This is a genomic window from Paraburkholderia sp. BL17N1, from assembly GCF_003634175.1.
Lineage (GTDB): Bacteria > Pseudomonadota > Gammaproteobacteria > Burkholderiales > Burkholderiaceae > Paraburkholderia.
In genome coordinates, this window is sequence record NZ_RBIW01000001.1 from 1,349,994 (window position 1) to 1,363,502 (window position 13,509).

Sequence of the window (13,509 nt, forward strand, 5' to 3'; positions counted from 1 at the left end):
CCGCTAACCGCCTCGCACACAAAAATGCGGGCAGGTTCGCATATTGGGGAACTGCGCAGACACGCGAATATCCAACATCTGTCATCGGTCACGATGATCGCGTTGCCATCGTAGCCCACGCAAAAATCTACTCCCTGTAAAGAAAAAGCCAGCCTGAACCGGCTGGCTCCATCTAATCGAAGAACGCTCAAAGATTCCGGCGTACCGAGTTCGTTGCGAGCTTTCTACAACGCGGTGGGGCTCTCAAACATCAATATTCCCCGCCCTAAGCGCATTCGACTCAATGAAAGCCCGCCGCGGCTCCACATCATCCCCCATGAGCGTAGTGAAGATCCCATCGGCCGCAATAGCATCCTCAATCTGCACCCGAAGAAGACGACGCACAGTCGGATCCATCGTAGTCTCCCAAAGCTGCCCAGGATTCATCTCGCCCAGGCCTTTGTAGCGCTGCTTTGAAATATTGCGTTCAGCATCCGCCAACAACCACTTCATAGCGGACTTGAAATCAGTAACCGCCATACTCCGCTCGCCACGTTTAATGACAGCGCCAGTCCCAATCAACCCCTTAAACGTATTAGCGGTATTGATCAGCTGTTGATAGTCAGCGGTGAGTTGAAAATCCTGATCCAACACAGAAATCTTCTGATTCCCGTGATGCGTCCGCGCAACCCGCAGCGAGCGCAGCTCCCTCACCGGGTCATACATCGTCGTAACCTTAACTTCCGGCTTCAACGGATCATCGCGCAACTTCGCCTCAAGAGCCTTAGCCGACGCATCCGCCGCTTCCTCGCTAGACAGGTCGATCGCAATCCCATCCATCACAGCCTCAAGCGCCCCGGCGTCATACAACCGGCTCAACCGGTTAACAACACCCTGAGCCAGCAAATAAGCCCGAGCCAACTCCCCCAACGCATCGCCGGTGATAGGCGTAGCCCCTTCAGATGCCAACAACTCCGACCCCTGCAGCGCCAGCTTCAGAATGTGAGCATTGACCTCGGCCTCATCCTTCAAATACCGCTCATCCTTACCCGCCTTGATCTTGAACAACGGCGGCTGCGCGATATAGATATACCCACGCTCGATCATCTCCGGCATCTGCCGATAGAAGAACGTTAACAACAGCGTCCGAATGTGCGCACCGTCAACGTCAGCATCGGTCATGATGATGATGCGGTGATAACGCAGCTTGTCGAGGTTGTAGTCTTCCTTACCAATCCCGCAACCCAGCGCCGTAATCAGCGTCACAATCTGCTCCGAAGAAAGCAGCTTGTCATACCTTGCCTTCTCCACATTCAGCACCTTGCCGCGCAGCGGCAAAATCGCCTGAAACTTCCGATCGCGACCCTGCTTCGCCGACCCGCCTGCCGAGTCACCCTCGACGATATAAATCTCGGACTTCGCCGGATCCTTCTCCTGGCAATCCGCCAGCTTCCCAGGCAGCCCAACACCGTCGAGCACACCCTTGCGACGCGTCATCTCACGCGCCTTCCGAGCCGCATCCCGCGCGCGCGCGGCATCGACAATCTTGCTGCAAATAATCTTCGCGTCATTCGGCGTCTCGAGCAGAAACTCTTCGAGCGCCTTCGCGACCACATCCTCCACCGGCGCGCGCACTTCCGACGACACCAGCTTGTCCTTCGTCTGCGCGCTGAACTTCGGCTCCGGCACCTTCACCGACAACACACACGACAACCCTTCACGCATATCGTCGCCCGAAGTCTCAACCTTCGCCTTCTTCGCGACTTCGTGATCGTTGATGTACTTGTTCAACACGCGCGTCATCGCCGCACGCAACCCGGTCAAGTGCGTCCCGCCATCACGCTGCGGAATGTTGTTCGTGAAGCACAGCACGTTTTCGTTGTAGCTGTCGTTCCACTGCATCGCCACTTCCACGCCCACGCCGTCTTTCTCGCCGCTGATGTGGAAAATGTTCGGGTGCAGCACGGACTTGTTCTTGTTGATGTACTCGACAAAGCCCTTCACGCCGCCCACGAACGCGAAATCTTCTTCCTTGCCGGTACGCTGGTCGGTCAACTTGATCCGCACGCCGTTATTCAGGAACGACAGTTCGCGAATCCGCTTGGCCAGAATATCGTAGTGATATTCGATGTTGCCGAAAATCGTCTCGTCAGCGAGGAAGTGCACTTCGGTGCCGCGGTTCTCGGTCTCGCCGACAACCTGAATCGGCGAAACAGCCACGCCGTCGATCTCTTCGATAATGCGGTTCTGCGGCACGCCACGGTGGAATTCCATGAAGTGCTTCTTGCCGTCGCGGCGAATGGTCAAACGCAGCCACGCCGACAATGCGTTCACGCACGACACGCCCACGCCGTGCAGGCCGCCGGACACCTTGTAGCTGTTCTGGTCGAACTTGCCGCCGGCGTGCAACTCGGTCATCACGATTTCAGCGGCGCTGCGCTTCGGATCGTGCTTGTCGTCCATCTTCAGACCGGTCGGCACGCCGCGGCCGTTGTCGGTGATGGAAATGGAGTTGTCCGCGTGAATGATCACCTGGATGTCGTTGCAATGCCCCGCCAACGCTTCGTCGATGGAGTTGTCCAGCACTTCGAATACGAGGTGATGCAGACCGGTCCCGTCCGATGTATCCCCGATGTACATCCCGGGCCGCTTGCGCACCGCCTCCAGACCTTCGAGGATCTGAATCGAGGATGCGCCGTAGCTGTTGTCGGGTTGCGAATTGTTCGTTTCAGTCATGGATTTTTTCCGGTTCTGCGTTGCTGCAAGGTTGCTGCTCGGGACTTTTCAAATCACCATAAAAACGCCAAAGGGGCGCTGCGCCCCTTGGTGTGTTCTTGGTGTTGGACGCGTTAGATGCGCATCGGCATGACGACGTATTTGAATTCGTCGTTCTCGGGAATCGTGATCAACGCGCTGGAGCTGGCGTCGCCCAGGCTCACTTGCAACGTGTCGACCTTCAGGTTCGCGAGCACGTCGAGCAGATACGTGACGTTGAACCCGATATCGACGCTGTCGCCGTCGTATGCGATTTCCAGTTCTTCCTGCGCCTCTTCCTGGTCGGCGTTGGTCGACATGATCTTCAACTGGCCCGGCTCGATGATGCAGCGCACGCCCTTGAATTTGTCCGAGGTCAGAATCGCGGCGCGTTGCAGCGAGCGCTGCAGTTCTTCACGGCCGATCACGAACTGATTCTTGTGCGACTTCGGAATCACGCGCTGGAAGTCGGGGAATTTGCCTTCCACCAGCTTCGACACCAGTTCGACCTGGCCGAACGTGAACTTGACCTGCGTCTGCGCGATGTCGATCTTCAGCGTGTCGTCGATGTCTTCCAGCAGACGCTGGAGTTCCAGGATCGTCTTGCGCGGGATGATCACTTCCTGACGCTGGAACGAGCCTTCGATCTTCATGGACGAGAACGCCAGACGGTGGCCGTCCGTGGCGACCGCCATCAGCTGGTCGCCGTCCACCACCAGCAGCATGCCGTTCAGGTAGTAACGAATGTCCTGCTGGGCCATCGAAAAATGGACCATGCCGAGCAACTGGCGGAACGTCTTCTGGGGAACCACAAGGTTCGCGCCGTAGTCTTTAGCTTGCGCGACCGTCGGGAATTCGTCCGCGGCGAGCGTTTGCAGCGCAAAGCGGCTCTTGCCGGACTGCACGGTCAGACGCTTGTCGTTCAGCGTGAGCGTGACCTGCCCGTCGGGCATGGCGCGCAGAATGTCGAGGAGCTTTCTCGCTGCCACCGTGGTCGCCACCGAATCGCCGCCCACGCCGAAATCCGCACGCGTGGTGATCTGCAACTCGAGGTCGGTGGACAGGAACGACACATCAGGGCCGTTCTTGGTAATCAGCAAATTGGCGAGGATCGGCAACGTATGGCGGCGTTCGACGATGCCGCTCACAGTTTGCAGCGGCCTGAGGAGGTTATCGCGTTCGGTCTTGACCAGTTGCATAGAGTTCCTTCGTTGATATAACGGCCTGCGCGCCTTGCCAGGCAAGCTATCCCGCGCGCAGCCACGACTCCCCGCCGGCGCCACGCTGCGCCTGTCACGGCGTGAAATCCGCCCGCGGCCGCCGGGCGGTTAAACCTGTATTGTGCCTGAAAACGGAACCGCCTCACTAAAATGGGGGCGAGTTTGGAAATAAACAGGTCGTTTTTTCCAGACAGACGGCTCAGCCCTTCAGCGTCTGCTCCAGCACGTGCAGTTCGTGGTTCAGTTGCGCGTCCTTGCTGCGCTCATCGGCGATTTTGCGCACCGCGTGCAGCACCGTGGTGTGGTCGCGTCCGCCGAACAGCTCGCCGATTTCCGGCAAGCTTTTCTGGGTCAGCTCTTTCGCCAGATACATGGCGATCTGCCGCGGCCGCGCGATGTTCGCGGGACGCTTCTTCGAATACATGTCCGCGACCTTGATGCTGTAGAAGTCAGCCGTGGTCTTCTGGATGTTTTCCACCGAAATCTGCCGGTTCTGTACTGTCAGCAGGTCTTTCAGCGCTTCTTTCGTCACTTCGATCGTGATTTCGCGGCCGTGGAACTTCGAGTACGCGAGGATCTTGCGCAGCGCGCCTTCGAGTTCACGCACGTTCGAGCGCAAGTGTTTCGCGACGAAGAACGCGACGTCTTCATTCAGGCTCACGAACTCGGATTGCGCCTTGCGCATCAGAATCGCGACGCGCATTTCCAGCTCGGGCGGCTCGATCGCCACGGTCAGGCCGGAGTCGAAGCGCGAGATCAGCCGGTCGTCGATACCCGAAATTTCCTTCGGATACGTGTCGCTGGTGATGATCACCTGCGCCTTGTTGGCGACCAGCGCCTCGAACGCGTAGAAGAATTCCTCTTGCGTACGCGACTTGCCGGAGAAGAATTGAATATCGTCGATCAGCAGCAGGTCGAGCGAGTGGTAGTAGCGTTTGAAATCGTCGAACGCCTTGCGCTGGTACGCCTTCACCACGTCGGACACATACTGTTCCGCGTGGATGTAGCGGATCCGCGCGCCGGCTTTGTCCATCAGAAGCTGGTTGCCGATCGCGTGGATCAGGTGAGTCTTGCCGAGGCCGACGCCGCCATACAGAAACAGCGGGTTGTACGAGATGCCGGGATTGTCCGCGACCTGAATCGCCGCGGCGCGCGCCAGTTGGTTGGCCTTACCGGTCACGAAGTTGTCGAAGGTCAGCACCGGGTTCAGCTTGGAACGCTCGTACATCGAGTCGTTTTCGCCGCTGTTACCGCTTGAACTCGCGCTTTGGCCCGGACGCCACGTGCGACGGGCGGCCGCGGCTTCGTTCGCATCGAGGCTGGGCAAATCGAGGTCAACGGAATCTTCAGCGGCCGCAGCGCGTGCGTTCGCGTTGTGTTCAGCTGCGGCGCGGGCATTCGCGTTGAGGTTGGCCATGGCGTTGTTCGCGCCATTCATACCAGCGGCGCGTGCCGCCTGCGCCGCTTGCACGGCGCCGACGGCTGCGTCCACCGCAGCGCCATTGCCGGCGCTACCACCCATCGAGCTAGGCGCGGAGGCCGGGCGCGCAGAAGCCGGTGCCGGCGCGGCCGCCGCAGGGGCGCGCATGCCGGCTTTCGGGTCGAGCACGAATTGGACGTCGACGGGAGCGTGCCAGAAATCGCGCGCCATATCCGCGATGCGGCCGGAGAACTGGCTCTTGACCCAGTCGAGCTTGAAACGGTTCGGCGCAGCGATGCTAAGCGTGTTCGCAGCGGCGTCGAAGGCGACCGGGGCCAACGGTTTGATCCACGTCACGTACTGCTGGGGCGTGAGCTCACGCTCCAGCAAGGCGGAACAGTGTTGCCAGAAATCGTTCATCGAGTTGCTGTCGTTATGGTGTGCACGGCGGTTGCCGCTGCCCCTGTCGCGCGCACGCAACAAGGCCCTGAGCAGCGAGACTAACCAGGCGCAATGGCTCCAGGCGCTTGTGCCACAAGGGTTTGCGGGACGAGCGAGCCGGAGCGGCGTGCAGGATTTTTGGGAAGTAAGGCGAGATTCTAACGCCAAAACGGACCCGCAAGGGAGTTATCCACAGGGACGGATCACGAGGCTGGCTCCTCATGGGGCCGGGCCGAACCAGGCTAAACTATTGACGGTCAACGAAAAACCGGTTTAAATAGCGGGTTCCGCGAAAACCAATTCAGCGAACCACCGGCCATTGCGCTTTCAGCGATGATCGCGCGGTTATTTTTCGATCAAGTGAGAGCAACATGAAACGTACTTACCAACCTTCCGTTACCCGTCGCAAGCGCACCCACGGCTTCCGCGTTCGCATGAAGACCGCAGGTGGCCGCAAGGTCATCAACGCACGTCGCGCGAAGGGCCGCAAGCGCCTCGCCATCTAAGGCAGGCGTTGCACGCGACGCTTATGCCGGGTAGTGAAGCCCGCGGTAAGGCGGGAACGGCTGAAGCGCAGCAACTGGGCTCGGTTCCGTTGCGAGCGCAAGCCGCCTTCCCCAAAGCCGCAAGGCTGCTGAAAACGGATGAATTTTCATCCGTTTTTCGTTTGCGCCCGTGGCGCCGCACCGCGCACTTCGTGGTGTACGGCCGGCCCACCGGCAACGAAGCTCGCCTGGGCCTCGTGATCGGCAAGAAGTATGCGCCGCGCGCGGCCACGCGTAATCTGGTACGTCGAATCGCGCGTGAAGCCTTCCGGCTGCGTCGCGCGGAATTCGGCGGTTGGGATGTGCTGCTGCGTTTGCACACGCGCTTCGACAAGAAGGCTTTGCCGAGCGCCTCGTCGCCGCCGTTGAGGGCGTTGTGCCGCAGCGAAATCGAGGCGTTGCTCGACAAGGCAGCGCGCGAAGTGACCCGTCGCGAGGCGCCGCCCGCGGAAGCGCCCAAGACGGAATGACGCTCAAGTGACCGCCCGCTTTGCAGTTCAGGCCGCTCCGGCGGCTATGCTGAGCGGGCGTCGCCCGGTACTCCACGTTGCGCGGCGCTGTCCGGCCGCACCAGCCATGCAAACGGTACTCATCGCTTTACTGCGTTTCTACAAGGTTGCCGTGAGCCCAATGCTCGGCAACCGGTGCCGTTTTTACCCTTCCTGCTCTGATTACGCGCGCGAAGCAATCCAGTATCATGGCGCCGCGCGCGGGACTTATCTCGCCGCCAGGCGTATTTGCCGCTGCCACCCGTTTTCCGCGGGCGGCATCGATCTCGTCCCGCCTCCCACTTCTGAAAAGCGCTGACGCGCCGTTCCATCGACACTGAGACAACGCATGGATATCAAACGCACCGTCCTATGGGTCATCTTTTTCATGTCAGCGGTCATGCTGTTCGACAACTGGCAACGCGACCACGGACGCCCGTCGATGTTCTTCCCGAGCGCCACGCCGACCAAGACCGTCGGTAGCGCCGCACCGGGAACCACGACGCCGGGAACCCAGCCCGCCGATCTGCCGGCAACGAACGCAGCCGCACCGGGCAACGCGCCGACGGCCACGCAATCGCAACTGGTCAAGTTCAATACCGACGTCTATAGCGGCGAAATCGACACTCGCGGCGGCACGCTGTCGAAGCTGTCGCTCGTGAACAAGGGTGACGGCAAGCAGCCGGACCTCGTCATCACGCTGTTCGACCGCACCGCGAACCATACGTATCTGGCGCGCACGGGCCTGCTCGGCGGCGATTTCCCGAATCACAACGACATCTACACGCCGTTGCCGAACCAGCAGCACGACCTGACGGGCGACGAAAAGTCGTTCCAGCTCAGCTTCGAGTCGCCGGTGAAGGGTGGCGTGAAGGTCATCAAGACCTACACGTTCACGCGCGGCAGTTATGTGATCGGCGTCGACACGAAGATTCAGAACGTCGGCACCACGCCGGTGAGCCCGTCGGTCTATATGGAACTGGTGCGTGACGATCAGCCGGTGGAAACGCCGCGCTTCTCGCACACGTTCATCGGACCGGCTGTCTACACCGACCAGCATCACTTCCAGAAGATGACGTTCGGCGACATCGACAAGAACAAGCACGATTACGCGACCTCGGCCGACAACGGCTGGATCGCGATGGTCCAGCATTACTTCGCGTCGGCCTGGATTCCGCAGCAGGGCGTGAAGCGCGACATCTACGTCGAGAAGATCGATCCGGCGCTGTATCGCGTCGGCGTGAAGGAGCGGGTGCCGACCATTGCCCCGGGCCAAACGGTCGACGTGTCGGCCAAGCTGTTCGCCGGTCCGGAAGAAGAGCGCATGCTCGAAGGCATCGCACCGGGTCTGGAACTGGTGAAGGACTACGGCTGGGTGACGATCATCGCGAAGCCGCTGTTCTGGCTGCTCGAAAAGATCCACAGCTATGTCGGCAACTGGGGCTGGTCGATCGTGCTGCTCACGCTGCTGATCAAGGCGGTGTTCTTCCCGCTGTCGGCTGCGAGCTACAAGTCGATGGCGCGCATGAAGGCGATCACGCCGCGTATGCAAGCGCTGCGCGAACGTTTCAAGGGCGATCCGCAGAAGATGAACTCGGCGCTGATGGAGTTGTACAAGACCGAGAAGGTGAATCCGTTCGGCGGCTGCCTGCCGGTCGTGATCCAGATTCCGGTGTTCATCTCGCTGTACTGGGTGCTGCTGTCGTCGGTGGAAATGCGCGGCGCGCCGTGGATTCTGTGGATTCACGATCTGTCGCAACAGGATCCGTTCTTCATCCTGCCGGTGCTGATGGCCGTCTCCATGTTCCTGCAGACCAAGCTGAACCCGACGCCGCCGGACCCGGTTCAAGCCAAGATGATGATGTTCATGCCGATCGCGTTTTCGGTCATGTTCTTCTTCTTCCCGGCCGGTCTGGTGCTGTACTACGTCGTGAACAACGTGCTGTCGATCGCCCAGCAGTACTACATCACGCGGATGATGGGGCAAACGAAGGCAAAAGCGGCTTGATGACAATTGCGTGAGGTGGGCGGAAACGCCCGCCGTCGTCTAAAGCTCTGTTAGCAGCAGAAAAAAAGCCGCCCGGCGCAAAACCGGGCGGCTTTTTTCATGCTCGCGGCAAACGCGTTACGCAATGCCGTACTTATTCCTCGCCCGGCTCCGCGTCTTCGCCGTAAAAGCGAACGATCATCTCCTGAACCAGAAACCGGTCTTTCGGTGTAAGCGACTCGATTTTGGAAGCGAGCTCAATCGTTTCCGGCGACGGCGGATATTTCTCGCCGCGCGCCAGCGGCCTCGCATTCACGCCCGGCGACGGTCCGTAATGCAGCCAATGCTCTTTCACGTTCAGCCATTCGGCTAACGTACGCAACTTATCGGGCTTAGGAATCGTCGTACCAGATAACCACTTATGCGCGGTTTGCGGCGTGACCTCCCGCTCGCCTCGATAGCGAAGGTTGAATTGCTCGGCGAGCTTGGTCCCGCCGCGAATCTTCAGCGGCTCCAGCAGGTCCTTCAACCGTTTGGCGAAGGCGGCTTTTTCTTTATTGGTCGGCATGGGCCGGATTGTGCAATTCAACGTTCAAACAGTTGACAACCGGGCGAGTTTAGTTTTAGCGTATTTGAGATAGTTTTAGCTTGCGAGGCGCTTCGGGCAATGGGTCTGCCGAATTTGTAGAATTTTGGTGTTTTCCTTGTCTAGCACGCCTGTCTGTGACCTCGCCGTCCTACAACTTCTGATTTATTCTCAAGGAACGCAGTAGCAATCCTAGCTCGTTTGAGATAAATCCCAACCGTCGGCATAAGTCAGCTTCCGCCATCAACAAGAGCGCCGCGACACGGGCACCGAATGCGCGCGCGTTACAATGCCTCGCGCCGCGCTGACCGGCGGCGCCCTCCCCTCCTCTCTGCTTCTGCCACGCTTTTTATGCTCACCACCGACTCCGATCCGATCGTCGCCATTGCCACCGCGCCCGGCCGGGGAGGAATCGGGGTCGTGCGGATTTCGTTCGGCCGTGCGGGCGAGGCGGCAGCCCAGCCGCTGATGCAGGCACTCACCGGTCAGACTTTGGCGCCGCGCCACGCTAGCTACGTGCCGTTCCTTGACGCGAGCGGCAACGCACTCGACCGCGGCATCGCACTGTATTTTCCGGCGCCGCACTCCTACACCGGCGAGCACGTGCTCGAACTGCAAGGCCACGGCGGTCCGGTGGTGCTGCAACTCGTGCTGCAGCGTTGCATCGACGCCGGCCGCGCGTTCGGTCTGCGCCTCGCCGAGCCCGGCGAATTCACGCGCCGCGCCTTCCTCAACGACAAGCTGGATCTGGCGCAGGCCGAAGCGGTCGCCGATCTGATCGAGGCCAGCACCGAAGCCGCCGCGCGCTCAGCGGGCCGCTCGCTCGACGGCGCGTTCTCGCGCGACATTCACGCGCTGGTCGAAGACGTGATCACGCTGCGCATGCTGGTCGAAGCGACGCTCGACTTCCCCGAAGAAGAGATTGACTTCCTCGAAGCCGCCGACGCCCGCGGCAAGCTCGCACGCATACGCGAGCGTCTCGCGCACGTGCTGAGCGAAGCGCGGCAAGGCGCGTTGTTGCGCGAAGGGCTCTCGGTGGTGCTGGCCGGGCAGCCGAACGTCGGCAAATCATCGCTGCTGAACGCGCTGGCCGGAGCCGAGCTGGCCATCGTCACGCCGATCGCCGGGACGACGCGCGACAAGGTCGCGCAGACGATTCAGATCGAAGGCATCCCGCTGCACGTGATCGACACCGCCGGTCTGCGCGATACCGAGGACGAAGTCGAAAAAATCGGCATTGCACGCACGTGGAGCGAAATCGAGCGCGCCGATGTGGTGCTGCATCTGCTCGATGCGCGCGCCGGCATGACGGCTGAAGACGATGCGATTGCCGGGCGCTTTCCGCGCGGCGTGCCGGTGGTACGCGTGCTCAACAAGACGGACCTGACCGGCCTCGCGCCAGCGGCACAAGCGCTCGACGCGGATCTCGAACTGAGCGAAGTGCGACTCTCCGCGAAACAGGGCGATGGCGTCGCGCTGTTGCGCGACGAACTGTTGCGGATCGCCGGCTGGCAGGCGGGAGCGGAAAGCGTGTATCTGGCGCGCGAGCGGCATCTCATTGCATTGCGGGCAGCCGAGGAGCATCTGGCGACTGCAGCCGCACACGCCGATCAAAACTCGCAGGCGCTTGATTTGTTCGCCGAGGAACTACGGCTCGCGCAAGATCAGCTGAATTCGATCACTGGTGAGTTCAGTTCCGATGACCTGCTCGGAGTAATTTTTAGCAGGTTCTGTATCGGGAAGTGAGCGAGTGTCTGCAGCATCGGCTACCGGGTCCTATTGCAAGGGACTTTCTGGTCATCCTAAGCGGAGATTCACGAACGCAAACGCCCCGCTCCGTTGACCCAAAAATCGCCAAATCTTTGGTACACAGCAGCCAAAAGCTTTAAAATCGCCGCTGTCCGAATACCCGCGATCCGAACATGCCCCGCTTAGCCGTCCCGCTCACCGAAGCTCAGATTCGCGCTCTCGAACCGCGCGACACCCGCTATTGCGTCGCTGACGGCAACGGCCTCGTCATCGAAGTCATGACGACCGGCACCAAGATCTGGCGCTTCCGTTATTCGTTGAACGGCAAACGCCAACCGCTCGCCACCATCGGCGACTACCGGATGATCTCGCTGCGCGTCGCGCGCGCCAAGGCGCAGAAGTATGCGGAGATGGTCGCGCAAGGCATCTCGCCAGTCGCCACGGCGCGGCGCGACCGAGGCGCGGAAAGCAAAGCCGATGTCCTGCGCGAAGCCGCCGAGCTTTATCTCGCCACGGAAATGGCCGGCAAGTCAGAGGAATACCGTCGCACCACGCGGCGCGCGCTCGACAAGGACATCTTGCCCGCCATCGGCCACATGCGGATCAAAGCGGTGACCGCCGATGACATCGTCGCGATATGCGAGAGAATCAAGAATCGCGGTTCGCCGAAAATGGCGCTGCATACGCGCAACGTGGTGAAGCGTCTCTACGAATATCTGGTCGCCCGGCAACTCGCGGCCAGCAATCCGGCCGAGGTCGTGCCGGCGCGCTCCATCGCTACTTTCGACAGCCGCACCCGCGTGCTCTCCGGCGACGAGATCGGCGCGATGTTTCGCTCGATCGACGCGTCGAGTATTCGCCGTCCTCTGAAGCTGGCGCTGCACCTGCTGGTGCTGACGATGGTGCGCAAGTCGGACCTGATCGAATCGACGTGGGCCGAATTCAATCTGGACAAGGCGATGTGGACGATACCCGCGGCACGCCTGAGAAAAGACCGCGATCAGCGCGTGCCGCTTTCGCAGCAGGCAGTCTCTATGCTGCGCGAACTCGACCACGCCAGGGCGAGCCGGAAATTCGTATTCCCGAGCGTCAGGGGCGACGACCGGCCGATCGCCAAAAGTACGCTGAACCAGGCGGTCAAGGCGCTCGGCCTTGACGTGGAGCATTTCGTCCTGCATGACTTCCGGCGCACCGCAGCAGCGCATCTGCGCGAGATAACACAATCGTCAGACGCGCAGAACTCAGCGGCGGCGCCCGAGCGTATCGAGCAAGGTGCGAGCGCGGCCAACGCCGCCAGGCAGCGATGGCTTATGCAGCGGTGGGCGGATTTTGTAGATGCACAGATCGAAGGCACGCGTAGAGTTGCGACCAGTACGCCCTGAAGGTGCCTCGTGGGGCGCCGCGCCTTCCAAACATCCAGTTTTATTGGTACACAAATCACTTCGCATCCGCCCCAACTGCCTGCTCGAAATATGAAATTCTATTTTTTACTAGGTTTCAAGGGTGAGGGCTAAGACGCCGCTGAGCCGCCGGCCACAATCGCATCACGCGGACCTTTTCTCCCGCGTTTCATCGCCTAAACTGAAGGGTGGACGCAACTCGATACGGAGGCTCCCATGTCTGAATCGTTGATCGCTTATTTGCTGGGGCCTGCTGTCATGTTGCTGGTCGGCGTTGCTATCTGGGCCGCGTCCCACTATCACCAGAAGACAAAGCCTCAAAGACTCGAGCGCTGGCTCGACACGCACTATGCGGAGTGGTTGCATCACAGGCACTGAGTCGCGCTTGAAATGAAAAGGCCGTCGCGTAACACGACGGCCTTTTTGTCTGTGGACGCGCACGACCACGCGCGCGCTCTGCGATTGATTACCAACCCTGAGGCTGCGGATATCCGTATTGAGCCGGCGGCGGTGGCGCACCGCACGCCACGTAGGCCTGTCGGTATTGGTCATAGCAGTATCCCGGCGGCGCTTGCGCATAGACCGGCGCGGGCTGATACGCCGGCTGCGCGTACACGGGCTGCTGGTAAGCCACCACCGGCGCCGGATTCAGCACGGAGGTCACCACCGCCCCGAGCACGGCCCCGCCGATCAGCGCACCGACGACATCGCCGCCATTGCCGTGCGCCGATGCTTGCCCGGCCACGCTCAGACTTCCCACCATCACCAACGCCACTGCGATCTTTTTCATGTTTGACTCCTCGCCGTTGAGGCATGGAACGGATTGTGGCGGGCGCGCGCAGAAATAGATGCTGCAAGTGGTAACGGGACATTACCCGTGTAACGCGGTACATCGGCGCACCGCGACCCATGTCGCCCACGTTGCCCTGCCAGCGTAGGA

12 protein-coding genes are annotated in these 13,509 nt (G+C 60.6%); 7 read left to right on the plus strand and 5 right to left on the minus strand.

The features are described 5' to 3' along the window. Nucleotides 1-243: 243 nt before the first annotated feature. From gyrB to dnaA, 3 genes are all read right to left on the minus strand, one after another. Nucleotides 244-2,715, minus strand: coding sequence for a DNA topoisomerase (ATP-hydrolyzing) subunit B (gyrB, locus tag B0G82_RS05885; protein ID WP_121306930.1), 2,472 nt, complete (start codon nt 2,713-2,715; stop codon nt 244-246). A gap of 113 nt (nt 2,716-2,828) precedes the next feature. Further along, complete coding sequence (gene dnaN, locus B0G82_RS05890) at nt 2,829-3,932, minus strand: DNA polymerase III subunit beta (RefSeq protein WP_007180118.1); 1,104 nt, start codon at nt 3,930-3,932, stop codon at nt 2,829-2,831. Between the two features lie 220 nt (nt 3,933-4,152). Further along, nucleotides 4,153-5,793 (minus strand): chromosomal replication initiator protein DnaA, encoded by a 1,641-nt coding sequence (dnaA, locus tag B0G82_RS05895; RefSeq protein ID WP_241974495.1) that lies wholly within the window; start codon nt 5,791-5,793, stop codon nt 4,153-4,155. Between the two features lie 392 nt (nt 5,794-6,185). Here dnaA and rpmH point away from each other — a divergent pair, with 392 nt between their 5' ends. The 4 genes from rpmH (at nt 6,186) to yidC (ending at nt 8,855) form a co-directional block, all read left to right on the plus strand. Beyond that, the gene (gene rpmH / locus B0G82_RS05900) at nt 6,186-6,320 is read left to right on the plus strand and encodes a 50S ribosomal protein L34 (protein ID WP_004198824.1); all 135 of its coding nucleotides are present in this window, start codon (nt 6,186-6,188) and stop codon (nt 6,318-6,320) included. Between the two features lie 23 nt (nt 6,321-6,343). Next, the gene (locus B0G82_RS05905; RefSeq protein ID WP_106284939.1) at nt 6,344-6,829 is read left to right on the plus strand and encodes a ribonuclease P protein component; all 486 of its coding nucleotides are present in this window, start codon (nt 6,344-6,346) and stop codon (nt 6,827-6,829) included. A gap of 106 nt (nt 6,830-6,935) precedes the next feature. Then, nucleotides 6,936-7,166 carry a membrane protein insertion efficiency factor YidD gene (yidD, locus tag B0G82_RS05910; protein ID WP_007180115.1) on the plus strand — a complete coding sequence of 77 codons (231 nt, stop codon included), beginning with the start codon at nt 6,936-6,938 and terminating at the stop codon, nt 7,164-7,166. Between the two features lie 30 nt (nt 7,167-7,196). Continuing rightward, nucleotides 7,197-8,855: a membrane protein insertase YidC gene (yidC, locus tag B0G82_RS05915; protein ID WP_116143469.1), complete on the plus strand. Its 1,659-nt coding sequence runs from the start codon at nt 7,197-7,199 to the stop codon at nt 8,853-8,855. 133 nt (nt 8,856-8,988) lie between these two features. Here yidC and B0G82_RS05920 read toward each other — a convergent pair whose 3' ends face one another. Next, nucleotides 8,989-9,402 carry an XRE family transcriptional regulator gene (locus B0G82_RS05920; RefSeq protein ID WP_116118620.1) on the minus strand — a complete coding sequence of 138 codons (414 nt, stop codon included), beginning with the start codon at nt 9,400-9,402 and terminating at the stop codon, nt 8,989-8,991. A 369-nt stretch (nt 9,403-9,771) separates the two neighbouring features. On the opposite strand from B0G82_RS05920, the gene mnmE reads away from it, so the two are divergent. The 3 genes from mnmE to B0G82_RS39990 all read left to right on the plus strand — a co-directional run bounded on the left by mnmE (nt 9,772) and on the right by B0G82_RS39990 (nt 12,947). Then, complete coding sequence (gene mnmE, locus B0G82_RS05925; RefSeq protein ID WP_121306932.1) at nt 9,772-11,166, plus strand: tRNA uridine-5-carboxymethylaminomethyl(34) synthesis GTPase MnmE; 1,395 nt, start codon at nt 9,772-9,774, stop codon at nt 11,164-11,166. A gap of 176 nt (nt 11,167-11,342) precedes the next feature. Beyond that, entirely contained in the window at nt 11,343-12,551 is a 1,209-nt protein-coding gene (locus tag B0G82_RS05930) for an integrase arm-type DNA-binding domain-containing protein (RefSeq protein WP_116143473.1), read from the plus strand. A 234-nt stretch (nt 12,552-12,785) separates the two neighbouring features. Continuing rightward, nucleotides 12,786-12,947 (plus strand): hypothetical protein, encoded by a 162-nt coding sequence (locus tag B0G82_RS39990; RefSeq protein ID WP_012434883.1) that lies wholly within the window; start codon nt 12,786-12,788, stop codon nt 12,945-12,947. Nucleotides 12,948-13,035: 88 nt separating this feature from the next. Here B0G82_RS39990 and B0G82_RS05935 read toward each other — a convergent pair whose 3' ends face one another. After that, entirely contained in the window at nt 13,036-13,359 is a 324-nt protein-coding gene (locus B0G82_RS05935) for an ecotin precursor (protein WP_121306933.1), read from the minus strand. Nucleotides 13,360-13,509 lie beyond the last annotated feature (150 nt).

Coding starts and splice junctions, on each gene's coding strand:
- dnaN (WP_007180118.1), bottom strand. CDS start 3,932: ATGCAACTGGTCAAGACCGAACGCGATAACCTCCTCAGGCCGCTGCAA.
- B0G82_RS39990 (WP_012434883.1), top strand. CDS start 12,786: ATGTCTGAATCGTTGATCGCTTATTTGCTGGGGCCTGCTGTCATGTTG.
- yidD (WP_007180115.1), top strand. CDS start 6,936: ATGCAAACGGTACTCATCGCTTTACTGCGTTTCTACAAGGTTGCCGTG.
- B0G82_RS05905 (WP_106284939.1), top strand. CDS start 6,344: ATGCCGGGTAGTGAAGCCCGCGGTAAGGCGGGAACGGCTGAAGCGCAG.
- mnmE (WP_121306932.1), top strand. CDS start 9,772: ATGCTCACCACCGACTCCGATCCGATCGTCGCCATTGCCACCGCGCCC.
- B0G82_RS05920 (WP_116118620.1), bottom strand. CDS start 9,402: ATGCCGACCAATAAAGAAAAAGCCGCCTTCGCCAAACGGTTGAAGGAC.
- gyrB (WP_121306930.1), bottom strand. CDS start 2,715: ATGACTGAAACGAACAATTCGCAACCCGACAACAGCTACGGCGCATCC.
- dnaA (WP_241974495.1), bottom strand. CDS start 5,793: ATGAACGATTTCTGGCAACACTGTTCCGCCTTGCTGGAGCGTGAGCTC.
- yidC (WP_116143469.1), top strand. CDS start 7,197: ATGGATATCAAACGCACCGTCCTATGGGTCATCTTTTTCATGTCAGCG.
- rpmH (WP_004198824.1), top strand. CDS start 6,186: ATGAAACGTACTTACCAACCTTCCGTTACCCGTCGCAAGCGCACCCAC.
- B0G82_RS05930 (WP_116143473.1), top strand. CDS start 11,343: ATGCCCCGCTTAGCCGTCCCGCTCACCGAAGCTCAGATTCGCGCTCTC.
- B0G82_RS05935 (WP_121306933.1), bottom strand. CDS start 13,359: ATGAAAAAGATCGCAGTGGCGTTGGTGATGGTGGGAAGTCTGAGCGTG.